Raw genomic sequence first — 18,637 nt, 5'->3', positions numbered from 1 at the left:
GTCACCCTTACTTTATCAGCATCAAAGCTATTGCCGATATATTGCTTTAAAGATCGTCGGGCTGTTTGAGACACATCCCAGCGCCGGCCAACATGAGATTGGTCGATTTAGTTGATTACCGAAAGGTAAAAAGCGCCCCGGGGTGAGATACGGGGCGCTTCATTCATAAATGTGTTGACCCGGATTGTTCAGGAGAATGTTTAATAATACTGCGAAAACTGCTCAAAACAATAAATCGAAAATAACTATCACCATTAAATTGGCAGAACTTTTTCTTGCCGGAAAGTGCAGCGCTGCCCAGACGTTAAAAGTTGAAGCCTGGTATCAAAGTTTTAATGATGAAGATGACCACGTAAGCGGATTGGATGAACCTGAATTATCAAAATTGGAAGATAGGATATATAAAAGGATAGGACTTTAATATCTCAGATTTGACGGAGGATAACAAATCACAGCGCTATATGAAATAATATATGCAAATAGCGCCTACCCCTTGGGGCTTACTATCTCAGCACAAAAGGAATATTTAGCAAAGTTGTTATTAAAATAGCCTAAGGCTATGTGCCAATACTTGTTTTCAGACGAGGCCTGTCAAGGCTCGCCAGAAAACAAGTCATCGTTGCTGAGATATGTCGTTATTATAGGGCCAATACTTCGCGCCATTCGTTTAATTCGGGCAGGCCTGGTTTACGTTTGCCGAAAATCTGAACAATCATTTCGCCCTTATTGTCAAAAAGCTCCAGGGAGTTAATATCGCCATCGCTCGATGGTTTAATTACGTGCCATACCGATGCAATGGCGTCCATTCGTAAGTGCAGGTTAAACTCCGGATCGAGCACGTTAAACCACACGTCCATTTCTACAATGCGTGTAACTGTACCTGTGTGGATTTGGATGCAGCCGTGATTGCCAACAAATACCATGATTGGTACCTGTTTTGCAGCGCAGCTTTGCATTACGGTTTTAAAATCATCAACATTAATCTGTTTTGCAAATCCTGCCGGGGCAAGCCGCAAAGCCTGTGTACGGTTAAGGTTAAAACGTTTCAATAAGCCAAAAAACTCGTGCGTGTCCTGTAAGGCTGTCCAGGCGTGTTGAAATGCTGCTACATCAACTTCATCATCAGAAATATTAGGTTTAGCTGCCGGTTCAGTTGGCAATAATACCACTGCTTGCTGATCCTCTTTACGGAAGCGGGCAACAAGCTCATGGTATGTTTCAGCGTTACTTTTATCTGTGAGATAGATCTTATGTATGGCAACGCCATTGGCATCAAAAAACTGGAAGCTTTTAAGGTTATTGTCTTCAACGGCAAAACCCAATTTCCACTGGCTCATGAATAAACGCAAATCGATATCCGGGCCTAATACCAAACCGGCATGGGTGCTGAAGGAAACTTTTTCGTAAACGCCTTTGCGTTCGTGCACGCAATATTCATTACGGGTAAGGGCCATTACATAACCTAAACCGGTTATTTCTTTCAGCAGGTCTTCAAATTTATTTTCAAGAATGGTCACGTTTTCGCCGATACCGGTCATCAGTAATTCAGCTTCGCTTACATTTAGTGCGGTAGCAATATCGCGAATCCTCTTTTTGGGGTTTTCGGCTTTGAATGCAAGATATTGTTCTTTTAATGATATGGTTTCCATATTTATAGTGTGAAGGGTTTCAAATTTTGTTCGCTCAGGTGATGGGTGATCACCTTGGGCATAATAAGTTGTTTGAGTGTATTAGGATTGGTGAAAACATCGGCCTCGGTTTCAAAAACATCATAAATGCTTTTCGTACTGAGTATGTCGGCTGGTGCACCGTGGTACCATTTACGGCCGTTTTTCAGCATCATGATGCTGTCGGCATATTGGGCGGCAAGGTTAATATCATGTAAGATAGCTATCACCATAAAACCTTTTTTCGCCAGCATATGTGCCAGCGACAAAGTTTGCTGCTGATACAGTATATCCATACCCGATACCGGTTCATCAAGCAATAGGAGCGCCTCCGGTGTATCCCAAATCTGGGCCAGTACACGTGCCAGGTGTACCCGTTGCTGTTCGCCGCCGGATAGCGACAGGAACGAGCGTTCGGCCATGTGCGTTGTGCCGGTAATGCCCATTACTTCGTTAATTATATCCAGGTCGTGCGTCGTAGGTTTGCTGTTGTAGTGCGGGTAACGCCCCATCTGCACAATCTCCATCGCCGAAAAATCGAGGTTAACAATGTTTTGCTGATTGAGAATAGCACGCTTTAACGCCAGCTCTTTTGCCGTGTAGTTGTTCAGGGCTTTGCCTGACAGGGAGATCGAACCTGCAGATGCCTTCTTTTCGGCGCTCAGCAAACGCATTAACGACGACTTTCCTGCTCCGTTGGCGCCCAGTATTACCATGATCTCGCCCGGGTGCGCCATGAACGAGATATCTTTTACCAGGGTATGTTTCCCCGTTTTATAAGTTACGTTTTCAACTGTAAGCATAATATTATCGGGCAATTTTCTTTTTGTCTTTTATTAAAATATACAGGAAAACCGGGGTGCCTAACAGCGCTGTAATAACACCTATTGGCAGCTCCACCGGTGCAACAACCTTGCGGGCTATCATATCGGCCAGGGTAAGGATAAGAGCGCCCAGCAATGCAGATGCCGGCAATACACGGCGGTTATCCACGCCGAAAATAAGCCTGGTCATGTGAGGTACCAGCAAGCCAACAAAGCTGATTATGCCCGATACCGCTACCGAAGCCCCTACGGCCATAGTAGCCAGTACAACCACCCAGCGTTTTACCCTGCCAACGGGTAGTCCCAACTGCTGCGCTTGTGTTTCGCCCAACGCAAATGCATTCAACGTTTTAGCCATAAATGGCAGTAATATCAGCGGAACAAATACAAAGGGTATGAGGCACAAAACAATTTGCCAGGTAGCACCGCCAAGACTGCCCAGTAACCAGAAAGTAATGTTTCGTAACTGCTGATCATTAGCCATATAGGTAACCAGACCGGTTAACGCCCCGGCAAGGGCATTAACCGCTATACCTGCCAGTAGCATGGTAGCAACATTGGGCTTTCCGTCATTACGGGATATCTGGTACACAATAAGCGTAGCAATGCCCGCACCCGCAAATGAGCCGAAAGCGAGTAAATAATAACCGAGTAAATTGCTTACACCAGCCAGAAAAGCCGTTTCTGCAGCGATGATCAGTACCGCAAATAGTGATGCCCCGGACGATATGCCGATAAGCCCAGGCTCGGCAAGCGGGTTACGAAAAATACCCTGTATGGCAGCTCCCGAAATACCCAGGGCTGCGCCGACAAGCAAACCCATAATAACCCTTGGCATACGTACAATGGTTAATACGGTATCGTATTGTTCATCAACAGGCATGTTCCTGAATAGCCCTATTTTTTTTACCAATATTAGCAGCACATCCTGAACGGGGATTTTCATAGCACCCATGCTTAATGACAATGCCGCTGTAAGAAAAACGCCTATGCCTAATAATGTATAGATCAGTCCGTTTTTCATTGCAGGTTTTTATTCAGGGTGGTGATGGCCTGATCAAGCCTCACGCTGAAGTTGATCAAAAGCTCTCCATCCATCTGCACTATTTTCTTGTTTTTACCTGCATTGGTTTGAGCCACGCCAGGCATTTTCAAAACCGCGTCGACACCGCCCAGGCTGCTCAGTCCGAAATCAAACATCAGTATCACATCCGGGTTAGCTTCAATTAATGATTCGGTAGTATAAGGCTTAAAGTTGTCAAAGCCTTGAGCGGCGTTTTTACCGCCGGCTAATGCAATAATAGCGTCGATATTGGTGTGTTGCCCGGCAACCAGCATTACGCCGGTACCACGGGCGTAAATAAACAATACTTTAGGTGTCCGGGTAGATTGCTTAACCGCGGCGAGCGCTTTATCAACTTTGGCCTGTGTTTGCTTAGCTAAAGCCTCGCCCTTAGCAGGAACCTGTAATGCAGTTGCTACCGCTTTAATAAATGCTATAGAGCCGCTTACAGAATAGTCCTGTTTAATATTTACAAGATTTATACCGGCTGACTGCAACTGATAGGCTATCTCCTTTGATACACTGCCTTCAGGTGCAAGTACCAGGTCGGGTTTAAATGAGATCAGGCCCTCGGCAGATACCGTGCGATTTTTGCTCACTTTGGGTAGGGCAGCAATATATGCCGGGTAAATACTGGTTACATCAACAGCAACAATACTTTTTCCAAAACCTAAAGCGTCAACGGTTTCTGTTAAAGCGCCGCTTAGGGTAATAATGCGTTTAGGAGTAGCAGCGTTTGTGCTGAAACTGAAAGCCACCAAAATAAACAGGGCTACGGTTTTTATGTGGTTAGCAAATAATTTCATAGTTAATTAATAGAGGGAAAATTGTTTTAAAGGGCGCCGTAGCGGAAAGTGTAGTTACCTGATGCTCCGTCTGGTCCATCCTTATAATAGCTGTCGATGATCAATTTGTAATATTTGCCAGCCGCGGTATGGATAAAGATAACCTTGCCCGGAATAGGGGTGATCTGGTGATTATCCATGTTATAGGCATACCAACCTTTTCCGCTTCCCCACGGAACAGCCTGATTACCTTTTTTATAACCTGATGCCGGAGCTTTATTCACCTGGTCAAATGCCGTTTCAGAAACAATTTGTCCTTCTCCGGCACCTTGAATAATAACTCCCGTATGCTGAAAAGAAATATCCCACCCGGTTTTAGTGGTATCAGCTTCACTTACCGCTGTTCCTTTTTCCAGGTTAAAGTAAACCATTTTATCAGAGGCGTTAAGGTTTTGGATTTTTTTGACCGGGCTGGTTTGGGAAAAAGCATATCCAGCGGGCATTAATAAGCCGGTTAGCAGGAACCTGTAGCTTAATTTTTTAATGTTGATCATGGTTAAATTTTGAATTAGCTGTGAATTGATAACGCAAAGCAAGTATTTAATTAGACTAATTCCAAATAGTAAGTGAAATTTTATAAATTTAACATTTAGCGTTCCGCTCAACTTTTTATAGAATAAGCAAGCAGGTTTATTCCTCCGAGCGATAGAAATTAAAAATTTTGTTTTTAGTGTTATAAATACAATTAATAATTTTATTTTTACTTTGCGATATAAATTTATCTTATATTGTGCTGGTTATAACCTAAGATAATTATTCTTTTATACTAAAAAGGCGGGTTGGCGATGGCCGCACGCAAATAAGCAACTGCGATAATATCATTTCATTGACTAATTAAATGTTAATTAAACGATTAAATGATATGTCGGTTTCAGTGTTGTAAAAGTTGATTTTATTTGCAATGAAAAAGTTTTGTGATCATACGGATATTCAATTAGTTGAGCTCTTCGGGGTTGGCGATATTGACGCGTTCGAAGAGATCTATAACCGGTATTGGTTAAAACTTTATGCTGCCGCGTATAAACGTCTTAAAGAGAGGGAAACCGCAAAAGAAATTGTGCAGGATTTTTTTACCAGCTTTTGGATTAACAGGGAGCAGGTGAAAATCCGTACGTCATTGCAGGGATATCTTTTTACATCGATAAAATACCTCGTGTTAAACCATAAGCGGGCCGAGGCGGTGAGGAATTCCTATGCCGAGATCTTACTTATGGTAGGCAACAGCTTCGATAATTCGACAGAAGAGAATTATTACTATAAAGAATTACTGGAACGTGTAGAGACAGAAGTAAACCTGTTGCCGCCAAAATGCCGTAACGTGTTTGAATTAAGCCGTAAGCAATACAAAACCAACAAGGAGATTGCGGAACTTATGGGCATTTCTGAAAAAACAGTCGAAAATCACCTTACTAAAGCTCTACGATATTTAAGGGTTAACCTTAATAGCTTGCTATTGCTTACTTTTCTTTATTTGCGGAAGTAATTTCTTTCCGAATAACATCATCTTTTCCAAAACGAACTTTTTACCTCAAATGGCTTTCCATCGGCCCGACTGTCGTTACCGGAATTTTTTTAAAAAAAGTTATAATCACAGTAGGGGTTGAGGCCTGGCCGGGTTACATCTTATTATAAACCATCAATAAATCTTGCCTAAAACAAGCGCTTAATGAAGAAGAATTTACCTGCCGAACTATTGGAGAAATATTTTGCCGGCACCTGCGATGAACAGGAAATGGCCATGATCCATGCGTGGTACACCTCGTTTCAGGATGCGCCTGATGATGTATCGATATTGCCGGAGGCAGAACAACAGTTATTTAAAGCCGTGATGTGGGAGAACATCAAATCCAATATCGATGCAGCCGAAAATAAAAATATAGTTCCTATAAAACCCAAAAGATCCAACCTGAAACAGGTGATTTACTGGTTATCCGGCGTGGCCGCAGTTTTGATAGCTGTATTTTTTGTGCGGCTTAAAACTTCTCCTGTCGGGGTGCCGCCTAAGATGGTTGATGATCAGCAGCAGGTATTTACCAATACCGGTAATACCATAAAAGAACTCATTTTATCTGATGGAAGCAGGGTATGGGTAAGTCCAAATTCAACCCTTACTTATATAAAACCCTTTGAAAAGTTAAGCCGCAAAGTGTCCCTGAGTGGTGAAGCCTTTTTTGAGGTTACCAAAGATCATAAGCGCCCGTTTTCAATTTACACCGGTAATGTGATCACCAAGGTATGGGGCACCAGTTTCCGGATTCGTGCATACGCGGCCGATAAAACAACTAAGGTTGATGTTGTTACGGGAAAAGTTTCGGTATCAGTTGCAGGTAAAGGAACGGCACAGGTAAGTAATACCAATGCCGTTATAGCCAGCGCTGGTAATGGCGTGATGTTATTACCAAACCAGGAGGCCGTTTATGACAAACCTACAGATAACCTGAAAAAGAATCTTGAAATCAAAGATGTTTCGATAGGGATGTGGCGTAAAACGAGCTTGTCGTTTAACAATACGCCTTTAAGAGAAGTTTTCAGGGTACTAAACAAAAGCTTTAATGTCAACATCAGTTCGGTCGACGAAAGTATCAATACGGATAACCTGAAGGCCGATTTTACTGATGAAAACCTGCCAACCATACTGGAGATCCTGAAAAAGACACTTAATGTAAGCTACCGTGTAAACGGCAACCAGTTTGTTCTGGAAAGCACCCAATAAACCAATTATCTAAAACACCAATAAAACCCAAACAAACCTATATGGAGAAAAGAACCGATACTTAAACGCCCCCTCAAACTTTCCTGGAAAAGGAAATAGGAGTGCTGGAGACACTCCTATAAACTTTTAATCCCCGGTGTGCAACGCCTTTTTTTCGAGGTGATCCGGGAATCCTTTGTCTCAATTTTTTCAAAAAGAAACACTTAAATGTATGAAGATTTATTTACAAAACCACTTTGACTGGTGTAAAATTATGAGAATCACTTTTAGTCAAATTTTAATACTGCTCGTTTTTACAGGCGTTTCCCTGGCTAATCCCAGCAAGGGGCAAAGCTTGCTTGACAGGCGTGTTGATTATAATATTCAAAATGCAAGCCTTGTAAAAGCAATTCAACAGCTGGAAAAAGCTACCAGTTTGAAGTTTGTTTACCACATGAATTTGGTTGAAAAAGAGCAAGGCTTGTCGCTTGAAGCCAAACAGGAAAAACTGCGCGATGTTCTTGATAAACTACTTACCCCAAGGGGGATTACTTTCGATATCATTGGCGATCAGATTGTTTTGGGTAAAGCAAATCCGGCAAAGCAGGATAACGCTGATGATAAGGAGGATGCACCACTCGCGGTTGCAAAAACAATAACGGGTAAAGTAACCGATGATCATGATCAGCCTCTGCCCGGCGTTACCGTAGCGCTTAAGGGCACTACCGTTGGCGCGCAAACAGATGTAAATGGAAAATATAGCATCAACGTCCCTGATTCGGAAACTGAAAGGGCTTTATTGTTATTCTCATTTATCGGTTTTACTTCGCAGGAAATCCCGGCGGGTGGCCGTACGGTAATTAACGTACAATTGAAAGCTACACCGAGTTCATTGAACGAGGTTATTGTAATTGGCTATGGCAGTCAGCGCAAAGGCGATGTAACCAGCTCGGTAGCCACGGTTAAGGCCGAAAACTTTGTAAAAGGCCCGGTATTGGATGCCGGTCAGCTTTTACAGGGCAAAGTGGCAGGCCTTACGGTTTCGGCCCCGAGTGGCGACCCAACATCAGGCTCACAGATTGCATTAAGGGGTAATACTACCTTATTTGGTGCCAATTCAGATCCTTTGGTATTGGTTGACGGCGTTCCCGGAAGTTTAAAAACCGTAGTGCCTGAAGATATTGAAACTATCGACGTATTAAAAGATGGTTCTGCTGCGGCTATTTACGGTGTGCGTGGTACAAACGGCGTTATCATCATTACTACAAAAAGAGCGACAGGCAATTTCACCAATGCCGTTGATTACAGCGGTTACGTAAGTACCCAAACCCTCGCCCGCGAACCAAAACTTTTTACAGCCGCCGATTACCGCCAGCAAATTGCCGCCGGTACAAGGGATAAATCATATGACCAGGGCAGCTCGACCGATTGGCTTAAAGCTATCTCCAATAACCTGCCAATAACTACAGTACACAATTTAACGTTACGTGGCGGTACTTCTAAAACCAATTACCTGGCATCGGTTAATTACCGTTCGTTAAATGGTATTTTCCAAAAATCAGATAACAAGACATTTTCAGGCAGGGTTGATATCAATCATTACATGTTTGATGATAAGGTAAAGATCAACTTTGGCTTATTACAGCAAAATAACAGCTTCACCCAAACACAGGATGGCGGTACATTTAACGGTTATACTTATCGTCAGGCTATATTGCAAAACCCTACCTCGCCAATTAAAAATGCAGATGGCACTTATTTTGAACAGCCAAGCATTTTCAATTATCAAAACCCGGTATCCATGTTGTACAACAGCGATGGCCATACCTCTAATACAACTTCAAAATATAATTCGACTATAACTTATACGCCAATAAGCGGATTGAAGCTTTCGGCCTTGGGTTCATACACCCGCTTTAACCAGGTTGCAGGTTATTCAGAAAACAAACAAAATATTTCCAATATCCGCGATCACCTGAACGGTTATGCGGGTGTTGGCCAAACCCAGTCAATTGACAGGTTGTTGGAGCTAACTGCCGAATACCGCAAAACAATAGGCAGCCATAACTTCTCGGTTTTAGGTGGATACAGCTACCAGGATAACGACACGTTCGGCTTTTTTGAGCAGAACCATGATTTCCCTACTGATATTTTCAGCTATAACAATATAGGGCTTGGCCGTGCTGCTGCCGAAGGCTTGGGCGTTGAAAACAGCTCAAGGTCACAAACTAACCTGATCAGCTTTTTTGGTCGCGCTACCTACAATTACAAAGACAGGTATTTGCTGTTAGCCAGCGTCCGTCGTGAAGAAGCAAGTCAATTATACGGAACTAAAGAGCCCTGGGGTACATTCCCGGCAGTGCAGGTGGGCTGGCGTTTAACCAAGGAGCCTTTTATGCAATCGCAGCGTATTTTTGACGATTTAAAATTCCGTGCAGGCTATGGTGTTACCGGTAATCAGCCAAGCCAGGGGTTTTTAGGAGTAGGATTGTTAGGCTATGGTTATTATGTGTACTCAAACGGACAATGGATCCAAACGCTTGGCCCGTCACAAAACCCGAACCCGGATTTGAAATGGGAAGAGAAACACGAGGCCGATCTTGGTTTGGATTTTAGCTTGCTGAAAGGCATGGTTACAGGTTCAGTCGATCTGTATGACCGTAAAATTAAAGGCTTATTGTATGACTATGCCGTGCCAAGTCCGCCAAACTTATACAATAGTACAAGAGCAAACGTAGGTACCATGCAAAACAAAGGTATCGAGGTTATCGTAAATGTTACCCCAATCCGTTCGGCAAATTTCCAGTGGACAAGCAGCTTTAATTTTTCGACCAATTCCAATAAACTGATCAGTTTGTCAAATAGCATTTACAAAACTACCAGCGATTATTTTACAACAGGTAGTACGGGCGAGCCCATCCAAACCTTTACCAACATAGTAAGGGTTGGTAAAAATATCGGCGATTTTTACGGTTTTAAAGTAACTGGAGTATCACAGGATGGACAATGGATTTACGAAGATGCAAACGGTAAATCGGTGGCTTATAAAGATTTTACTCACTCGTTTGAGGATAAAAGGGTGCTTGGTAACGGCTTGCCAAAATATTATGCAGGCTGGAACAATAATATCAGGTATAAAGACTGGGACTTCAGTGTAACCATGCGTGGCGCTTTTGATTACCAGATCCTGAACTTTCAGCGCATGTATTATGAAAATACTTCCATTCAATATTACAACCGTCTAAAATCGGCTAAAGACAAGGTTTTTGGTACGGCAGTACTTAATAATACCATGCCGCTTGAGTTTAACAGCTACTACATTGAAAATGGCGATTTCTGGAAAATTGATAATATAAACCTGGGCTACACCTTTAACAACTTCAAGTCTAAATATATCCACGGAATGCGTGTTTATTTATCAACGCTTAATACGTTCGTGATAACCGGGTACAAAGGTATCGACCCGGAAGTTGACAGGAGCGGTCTTGCTCCCGGTAATGATAACCGCGACAAGTATCCAACCACAAGGACATTTACTTTAGGTGCAAGCGCAAGCTTTTAATTATTAAACATCATGAAAAAGATATATTATATACTAAGCAGCCTGATTATCATCAGTATAATTGCTTTTACATTTTCCTGTACTAAATTAAAGGATAAAGATTACGTAACCATTGTAGCAAGCGATTTTAAACCCGGTTCAGAAGATCTGGCATCACTTCTGGGGGCAGGCTATATTTACTGGCGCCCGCTTGAACTGGGCCGTAGCGCCAATTCTGTTTTCAGGACTAACGAAATCTCGGCTGATGAATTGGTGATTCCTGAACGCCCTAACGGATGGGTGGACGGTGGTATTTACCGCCGAATGCACGAGCATAAATGGACATCTGACGAGGATAACAGCTACCAGATCTGGAATAATGCTTATGCAGGTATTACCACCTGTAACCGCGTTATTTACCAGATTGAAAACGGCCTTATCCCTATGACAACAGGTAAGGAGGCAGCTCTGGCTGAATTAAAAGTGCTTCGTGCCTCATTTTATTATCCGCTTTGCGATTTTTTTGGCGGTGTACCCATCATTACCAAATTCGATCTGCCTTCCGGTTTCTTGCCAACCCAAAGCACCCGGAAAGATGTTTATGATTTCATTGTATCGGAGGTGACTACCAATTTGCCGCAACTTAGTGCCGCTAATGATCAAACCACTTATGGTAAATTTAACCAGTGGGCGGCGCACGCGTTGCTGGCTAAGGTGTACCTTAATGCAGGCGTTTATACCGGTACCCCGGCCTGGGACAAATGTATTACCGAATGTAATGCCATCATTAATTCGGGCGTGGGTTTTGGCCTGGAAGCCAGCCAAAGCACGGTTTTTGCAACAGAGAACCAGCTTTCAAAAGAGATTGTTTTTGCTATCCCTTTTGATGAAAAATATACTGCTGATGGCGCAAACGCTTTTGCTTTGCACATGGAAAGTCTGGAGCCGGAGAACCAGGCAACCTATAACTTTCAATACTCGCCATGGGGCGGTATCTGCGCCATCCCACAATTCATCAATACGTTTGACCCGGACGACAGCCGTTTGAAAAACAACTGGATTCAGGGGCAGCAGTATACCCTGGCAGGCGTGCCTATTAATGGCTCATTGGGTGCTTATACAGGCAAGCCTTTAAACTATATCAACGTAGTGCCAGGTGTCGATTCAACCGAAGAGGTACACGGCTTTCGCTTAGGAAAGTTTGAGTACAAACAAGGGGCCTTACTGGGCTTGAGTAATGATTTTCCGCTATTTCGCTATGCCGATGTGCTGATGATGAAAGCCGAATGTCTCCTTCGTTCAGGCGATGCAAACGGTGCGGCAGCTTTGGTTACACAAGTTAGGCAGCGTGACTTTACATCAAACCCGGCAAAGGCAACCGTTACCGGCGCTCAGTTACAAGCAGGTAGCGTGTATGATTACGGTTTAAGAAATCACATCAATACCTCGCACGAAGGTGGTGCGGATATCCAGTACGGAAGATTTTTGGATGAGCTGGGCTGGGAGTTTACAACCGAAGGCCGCCGCAGGCAGGATTTGATCCGCTTTGGTGTATTTACTAAAAAGTCATGGCTGTCGCATTCACCTAACGGCGATTACCGGGCATTACTGCCCTTACCAAGACAGGAAGTTGTTAAAAACCCTAACCTGAAACAAAATACAGGCTATTAATCAAATAAATTGAATCAGCGGAAGTTCGCGTGATCTTCCGCTGATTTCTGAACTAATATATCATCAGGATGAAAATAATACTCATTGCATTATCGTTTTATTGCGGCGCTGCTTACGCGCAAACCAAGGATTATCCCATAAAGCCGGTACCATTTACCGATGTGAAGCTCAGCGATAAGTTCTGGACCCCGCGTATCGAAACTAACCGCACAGTTACTATTCCCGCGTCATTTGCCAGGTGTGAGAATACCGGTAGGGTTAAAAATTTTGAAATGGCAGCAGCCCGCAGCGGTAAGTTTTGTACCAAGTTCCCTTTTGATGATACTGATATTTATAAAACTATTGAAGGGGCATCTTACTCCATGGCAGTTCATCCGGATGCCAAACTTGATGCTTATGTTGATTCGCTGATAACTATTGTTGGCAAAGCGCAGGAGCCTGACGGATACCTGTATACAGCCCGCACTATTGATCCGCTGCACCCGCACGCCTGGTCGGGCCCGGAGCGTTGGGTAAAGGAGAACGAATTGAGCCATGAGCTGTATAATTCAGGCCACATGTTTGAAGCGGCCGCGGCTCATTACCTGGCTACCAATAAACGAAACTTCTTAGATATTGCGCTTAGGAATGCTGATCTGCTGGTTAAAACCTTCGGCCCCGGTAAAAGGCACGTAGCACCGGGACATGAAATTGTAGAGATGGGCCTGGTACGCTTGTACCGTATCACCGGTAAAAAAGAGTACCTGGACCTGGCTAAATTTTTCATTGACGAAAGGGGACACCGCACCTACGATAAAACCAGTACCGACGAATGGAAAAACGGTATGTACTGGCAGGATAACGAGCCGGTTATTGCCCAGGAGGATGCCGAAGGGCATGCTGTAAGGGCGATGTACCTGTACTCGGGTATGGCCGATGTAGCCGCTTTAACCGGCGACAAGGAATACATTACCGCCATTGATAAGATCTGGAACAATATGGTTGGCAAAAAGATCTATGTACAAGGCGGCATTGGTGCTGTTCCCGGCGGCGAGCGTTTTGGAGCCGATTATGAATTGCCCAACACTACAGCTTATAATGAAACCTGCGCTGCAATAGGCGATGTTTTCTGGAACCAGAGAATGTTCCTGCTGCACGGCGAATCAAAATATATTGATGTGCTGGAGAAGGTATTATACAACGGTTTAATTTCGGGTGTTGGGTTGGATGGTAAAACATTTTTCTACACCAATGCTATGCAGGTAACCAATGGCATTTCGCACCATGAGCTTGAGCCCGAGCGCTCCGGCTGGTTTGAATGCTCATGCTGCCCAACCAATATGGCGCGTTTTCTGCCTTCATTATCGGGTTATATGTATGCCCAAAAAGGCAACAATGTTTTTGTTAACCTGTTTATCGCGGGTACGGCAAATATAGAGGTAGGCAGCAAAAAGGTAAATATCGCGCAAAGCAACAGCTACCCATGGAATGGCGCCTTATCTTTTGCGGTAGCTCCGGAAGCACCAATCAGTTTTGCTATGCGCATTCGTATTCCGGGCTGGGCGAGGGCGGAGGCTATTCCGTCTGATCTGTATGCTTTCCAGAATCTTTCTGCGGCAAAGGTCAGCCTTAAACTAAATGGCAAAGTAGTTCCATATAAAGTTGAAAACGGTTATGCTGTAATTAATAGGCAATGGAAAAAAGGTGATAACATCGAGCTAAACCTGCCAATGGAGGTTAAAAAAGTTGTTGCCAACAAGGCATTGGTTGATGATAGAGGCAAAACAGCCTTACAGCGTGGCCCGATCATTTATTGTGCCGAATGGAAAGACAATGGCGGTACCGTAAGCAACCTGGAAATCCCGACAAACGCCACGTTTAAACCTGTTGCAGAACCTGGTTTACTGAACGGCGTAACCGTTTTAAAGGGACAGGCTTTGAGCAAAGCCAATGGCGAAGCTGCTAAGAAAGTAGAACTCACCGCGATACCATATTATTCGTGGGCTAATCGTGGTAAAGGCGAAATGACTGTTTGGTTCCCTGAAGTAAATGCCGCCGCAAAATAAACACATGAAGCCTCAGCAATTGTCACGGAAAAAATTAAGATGGTTCAGGATTATAGCTTTAAGCATTCCTGTACTGATTTTATTGCTTGCCGAAGGCTTGCTGAGGCTTTTCAATTACGGACATGATACCAGTTTGTTTATCCGGTATCCCGATGATAATAACTATTGGGTGATTAACAAATACGCTTCAGAAAAGTATTTCACCGACACCGCCAACGCTACCAAAGGCAACATTGAACCATTTAAGGTTGTAAAAGCAAAAAACACATTCAGGATTTTTGTACTCGGCGAATCGACAACAGCAGGGTACCCATATCTGCATAATGGTTCATTTCACCGCTGGCTGCAATACCGCTTAATGCATACGTACCCCGATGTTAATTTCGAGGTGGTCAACGTGTCCTTAACCGCCGTAAATTCTTACACTGTACTGGATTTTGGCAAGCAGGTAGTTAATTATCAGCCCGATGCCGTATTGATTTATACCGGCCACAATGAGTATTATGGCGCCTTGGGCATCGGCTCTACCAGTCATATCGCCAATAATAGGTTTTTAGTGCAAACTTTACTATCGCTTAAAGAGTTGAGGTTGGTGCAAATGGCCAACAATATCATCGGCAGTTTTAAACCGGTATCATCCAAGCCCGACCAGCGTGATAACCTGATGGAACGAATGGCTAAACAGCAGTCTATCTCTTATCACTCTGAAGCATATAGGGCGGGAGTAACACAGTTTAAGGATAATATGACTGAACTGTGCCGGTTTATGCAGGACAAAAAAATACCTGTTTTTTTAAGCACGCTGGTGAGTAATGAAAAAGATCTGAAGCCCTTTATTAGTGATACTTCTGATACTTCGGCCAATCTGCAATATGCGCAGGCCAGTGATTCCTATCAGGCGGGTAAATACCGACAGGCTAAGCAGGAGTTTGTAAGGGCTAAAGAATTGGATCTGTTACGCTTTCGCGCACCGGAAGCTATGAACGATATTATTACCGGTATGGCTAAGCAATTCGGTAATGTGCATTTAGTAAATGCAAGGGCCGTTTTTGAACAACATTCGCCAAAGGGCATCCTGGGTAATGAAACCCTGCTTGAGCATGTACATCCTAATTTATATGGCTATGCGTTGCTTTCGGAGGCCTTTTATCAGTCATTGGAAAATGCTAAACTCATTAAAGCCCGGGCCGACCATGAAATGAGTTTAACAGAGTTACTTAGCCGCATGCCGGTTACGAAGGTTGATTCATTATATGGCGCTTATACCATCATGATGCTGAAGGCCGGCTGGCCTTTCAATCAACCGATCCCTGCAAACTTTAAACGGAGCGATGATATTTCGGCACAATTGGCCGGAGCTTTATCGGTAAACCGTATCAGCTGGTTGGATGCTATGGATCAGTTGTTTAAATACTGTATGAAAACCGGTGATAAAAAAACAGCGCTAAAAGCTGTTGAAGCCGTAATGCTGGAGAAACCTCAAAATACAACCTATCCCATTTACGCGGGAAGGTTAAGTTTTGAGATGGGCGACAGCAACGGTGCTGCTTTTTACTTTAAAAAAGCCTATCAGCTTGACCCTTCCTTTGCCAACACGCAAACCATGTACTTGGTGTTTTTGAAAAGCGACCAGCCCGCTAAAGCCACACCGTATATCGATTCGGCCATAAGGCAGCATCCCTCGGATATCGAACTGGTGAATTTAAAAGCTATAGTAGGAGAGATCATCAGGCTAAAAAACACAACCGAGAAAAAAGCCTACATGCAAATAGCAGCCGATTACCATGCCATTGGCGCGGATGAAGCTGCTGTAAAATACAAGCAACAATGAGTGGCAGGGAAGTAAACCGGAAATTTGGCCTCATTGTAGGAGGCGCGTGTTTATCAATATCAGCGTGGCGATACATAGCTTATCATCAACAGGTAACCTGGTTGTTTGCAACGGGTATTTTACTGGTGGTACTGGCGCTAATTACTCCACTGATTTTAAATCCGCTACGGTTACTTTGGGACAGGGTAGGCAATTGCCTGGGAACGATCAATACAACTATCGTTTTGTTTGTTCTGTATTTCCTGGTGATCACGCCAATTGGCTTGATGATGCGCTTATTCAAAAAAAGCAAACTCGAGTTGAGGTTCGATCCGCAGGCTCTCAGCTACTGGAAACCGGTAAAGCAGGAAGATCATCAATCTATGAAACATCAATTTTAATCATACAGCAATGGAAGTTATAGCCGAGTTTTTTATGTTCCTGAAATCCCGAAAGCGCTTATGGTTATGGCCGTTATTCATCCTGCTGCTTTTATTGAGCTTGCTGCTTGTCTTCGCACAGGGCTCCGCGCTCGCGCCTTTCATTTACTCTTTGTTTTAGTTCGATGTACATTCTGGGTGTTTCGGCTTATTTTCATGACAGCGCGGCCTGTTTACTCCGGGATGAGCATATTGTTGCTGCAGCGCAGGAAGAGCGTTTCACTCGTATAAAAAATGACGAAGGCTTCCCTGTAAATGCTATAAAATATTGTTTGTTGGAAGCCGGAATCTCTTTGAATCAGGTTGATCACATCGTTTTTTACGAAAAACCATTCCTGAAATTTGAGAGGCTTTTGGAAACCTATCTTGCTTTTGCGCCATCTGGTTTTATTTCGTTTATGAAAGCGATGCCCATATGGCTCAAGGAAAAGCTGTTTCTGAAAAAGAATATCGTTAAACAGCTAAAAATAATTGACGATAGCTGGGATACAAAAAAAGCCAGCTTGTTGTTTACTACCCATCACCAATCACATGCTGCCTCAGCTTTTTATCCATCGCCATTTAATGAAGCCGTTATTCTTACTGCCGATGGCGTAGGGGAGTGGACAACCACATCTGTAGCTATTGGTGAGGGTAATAAAATAGAACAGGTTAAGGAGATCGGTTTCCCGCATTCCATCGGCCTGTTATATTCGGCATTTACCTATTATCTTGGTTTTAAGGTTAATTGCGATGAATATAAAGTGATGGGCCTGGCACCCTATGGTAAACCGGCTTATGTAGATCTGATATTTAAGCATATTGTGGACTTAAAAACCGATGGTTCATTCCGGTTGGATATGCGGTATTTTAATTATTGCCAGGGGCTCACCATGACCTCTACATGTTTTAATGAATTATTTAGCCATGCAGCCCGTAAGCCCCAATCAACTATTACCCCCTTTCATATGGATGTGGCCGCATCCATACAAAGAGCAGCCGAACGGATCATGCTTACCTTAACTAAAGCATTACACCAGGAATACCAGATTGATGACCTTTGTATGGCTGGCGGCGTAGCGCTCAACTGCGTAGTTAACGGTAAAATATTAAAGCAGTCGGGCTTTAAGCGTTTGTGGATCCAACCGGCAGCGGGTGACGCCGGCGGAGCTTTGGGTGCGGCATATGCAGTTTGGTATGAGAAGTTAGGTAATGAGCGTGAAGATCCCCAGGGCGAAGACAAAATGCAGAACGCATTGCTTGGGCCTTCATTTGACGGCGCCACCGTAAGGAAATGTTTAATAGATAACCATATCAGCTTTGAAGAATTAAAAAACTCCGATCTGCATAGTAAGATCGCGCAACATCTTAGTGAAGGTAAGGTGGTAGGCTATTTTAAAGGCAGGGCTGAATTTGGTCCGCGGGCATTAGGTGCAAGAAGTATACTGGCAGATCCACGGAGAGCTGATATGCAAACCGTTTTAAATCAAAAGATCAAGTTCCGGGAATCATTCCGGCCGTTTGCGCCTGCAGTGTTACAAGAATATGCCGCCGCTTACTTTGACTTGGAACCCCCAAGCCCTTACATGCTATTGGTCAGCACAATCAACCAGGAATTACGCATTGCTTCAACCAGCGAAGACCAGCTAAGCGCATTTGATCAGTTAAAGGTTAAGAGGTCAACAATTCCGGCGGTAACACATGTAGATTATTCTGCCAGGGTACAAACCGTCAACGCAAAGCATCATTCCGATTTTTATAGGCTTATCAAAGCTTTTTACAACTTAACCGCCTGCCCCTGCATTGTTAATACCTCCTTTAACCGGATGGACGAACCCATCGTAAATACGCCCCAAGAAGCGATTGATTGTTTTCTTCAAACTGAAATGGACGTTTTGGTAATTGAAGATTGCCTTGTAGAAAAGATGGCATAAGCTAATGGTTCGCTTTTGTCCGTTAGCTGGTGTTCCCTCAAAAAGTAATATTTCATGATCGGTCCGGATATGATGACGAAATAAATTTCTTTGATAGATTATTGTGTGCCAGTGAAATTATATCTT

General features: G+C 43.6%; 15 protein-coding genes. 10 read left to right on the top strand and 5 right to left on the bottom strand.

The window, feature by feature from the left end:
- Nucleotides 1-259 precede the first annotated feature (259 nt).
- Nucleotides 260-421: a hypothetical protein gene (locus tag EAH55_RS26300; RefSeq protein WP_162997056.1), complete on the top strand. Its 162-nt coding sequence runs from the start codon at nucleotides 260-262 to the stop codon at nucleotides 419-421.
- A gap of 217 nt (nucleotides 422-638) precedes the next feature.
- Here the strand turns inward: EAH55_RS26300 and EAH55_RS31355 are convergent, their stop codons facing one another.
- From EAH55_RS31355 to EAH55_RS26275, 5 genes are read right to left on the bottom strand one after another with little or no spacing between them, the layout of a single operon-like run.
- Nucleotides 639-1,649, bottom strand: coding sequence for a hemin-degrading factor (locus tag EAH55_RS31355; protein ID WP_121812273.1), 1,011 nt, complete (start codon nucleotides 1,647-1,649; stop codon nucleotides 639-641).
- 2 nt (nucleotides 1,650-1,651) lie between these two features.
- On the bottom strand, nucleotides 1,652-2,470 hold the full coding sequence (locus tag EAH55_RS31350) for a heme ABC transporter ATP-binding protein (protein WP_121812272.1): 819 nt from the start codon (nucleotides 2,468-2,470) through the stop codon (nucleotides 1,652-1,654).
- A gap of 4 nt (nucleotides 2,471-2,474) precedes the next feature.
- Nucleotides 2,475-3,515, bottom strand: a complete 1,041-nt coding sequence (locus EAH55_RS26285) for a FecCD family ABC transporter permease (RefSeq protein ID WP_121812271.1) — start codon at nucleotides 3,513-3,515, stop codon at nucleotides 2,475-2,477.
- Nucleotides 3,512-4,360, bottom strand: a complete 849-nt coding sequence (locus EAH55_RS26280; RefSeq protein WP_121812270.1) for a heme/hemin ABC transporter substrate-binding protein — start codon at nucleotides 4,358-4,360, stop codon at nucleotides 3,512-3,514. The genes EAH55_RS26285 and EAH55_RS26280 overlap by 4 nt, the downstream gene beginning before the upstream one ends.
- 26 nt (nucleotides 4,361-4,386) lie before the next feature.
- The gene (locus EAH55_RS26275; protein WP_121812269.1) at nucleotides 4,387-4,893 is read right to left on the bottom strand and encodes an HmuY family protein; all 507 of its coding nucleotides are present in this window, start codon (nucleotides 4,891-4,893) and stop codon (nucleotides 4,387-4,389) included.
- A gap of 407 nt (nucleotides 4,894-5,300) precedes the next feature.
- Here EAH55_RS26275 and EAH55_RS26270 point away from each other — a divergent pair, with 407 nt between their 5' ends.
- The 9 genes from EAH55_RS26270 to EAH55_RS26235 all read left to right on the top strand — a co-directional run bounded on the left by EAH55_RS26270 (nucleotide 5,301) and on the right by EAH55_RS26235 (nucleotide 18,511).
- Nucleotides 5,301-5,882 (top strand): RNA polymerase sigma-70 factor, encoded by a 582-nt coding sequence (locus EAH55_RS26270; protein ID WP_121812268.1) that lies wholly within the window; start codon nucleotides 5,301-5,303, stop codon nucleotides 5,880-5,882.
- Nucleotides 5,883-6,065: 183 nt separating this feature from the next.
- On the top strand, nucleotides 6,066-7,112 hold the full coding sequence (locus EAH55_RS26265; protein ID WP_121812267.1) for a FecR family protein: 1,047 nt from the start codon (nucleotides 6,066-6,068) through the stop codon (nucleotides 7,110-7,112).
- Between the two features lie 253 nt (nucleotides 7,113-7,365).
- Complete coding sequence (locus tag EAH55_RS26260; RefSeq protein ID WP_121812463.1) at nucleotides 7,366-10,653, top strand: SusC/RagA family TonB-linked outer membrane protein; 3,288 nt, start codon at nucleotides 7,366-7,368, stop codon at nucleotides 10,651-10,653.
- 12 nt (nucleotides 10,654-10,665) lie between these two features.
- Nucleotides 10,666-12,303: a RagB/SusD family nutrient uptake outer membrane protein gene (locus EAH55_RS26255; protein WP_114940728.1), complete on the top strand. Its 1,638-nt coding sequence runs from the start codon at nucleotides 10,666-10,668 to the stop codon at nucleotides 12,301-12,303.
- A 68-nt stretch (nucleotides 12,304-12,371) separates the two neighbouring features.
- Nucleotides 12,372-14,348 carry a glycoside hydrolase family 127 protein gene (locus EAH55_RS26250; RefSeq protein ID WP_121812266.1) on the top strand — a complete coding sequence of 659 codons (1,977 nt, stop codon included), beginning with the start codon at nucleotides 12,372-12,374 and terminating at the stop codon, nucleotides 14,346-14,348.
- A gap of 4 nt (nucleotides 14,349-14,352) precedes the next feature.
- A complete protein-coding gene (locus EAH55_RS26245; RefSeq protein WP_162997055.1) occupies nucleotides 14,353-16,179 on the top strand; it encodes a GDSL-type esterase/lipase family protein in 1,827 nt (608 codons plus the stop codon).
- Complete coding sequence (locus EAH55_RS26240) at nucleotides 16,176-16,559, top strand: SxtJ family membrane protein (protein WP_121812264.1); 384 nt, start codon at nucleotides 16,176-16,178, stop codon at nucleotides 16,557-16,559. Before EAH55_RS26245 ends, EAH55_RS26240 begins: the two co-directional genes overlap by 4 nt.
- Nucleotides 16,560-16,569: 10 nt before the next feature.
- A complete protein-coding gene (locus EAH55_RS31345; RefSeq protein WP_262707314.1) occupies nucleotides 16,570-16,719 on the top strand; it encodes a DUF5989 family protein in 150 nt (49 codons plus the stop codon).
- 4 nt (nucleotides 16,720-16,723) lie between these two features.
- Nucleotides 16,724-18,511, top strand: coding sequence for a carbamoyltransferase family protein (locus tag EAH55_RS26235; protein WP_121812263.1), 1,788 nt, complete (start codon nucleotides 16,724-16,726; stop codon nucleotides 18,509-18,511).
- Nucleotides 18,512-18,637 lie beyond the last annotated feature (126 nt).

Origin of the sequence: Mucilaginibacter kameinonensis (genome assembly GCF_003675385.1) — a bacterium.
GTDB lineage: Bacteria > Bacteroidota > Bacteroidia > Sphingobacteriales > Sphingobacteriaceae > Mucilaginibacter > Mucilaginibacter kameinonensis.
This window is presented reverse-complemented; position numbering and strand designations above follow the sequence as displayed.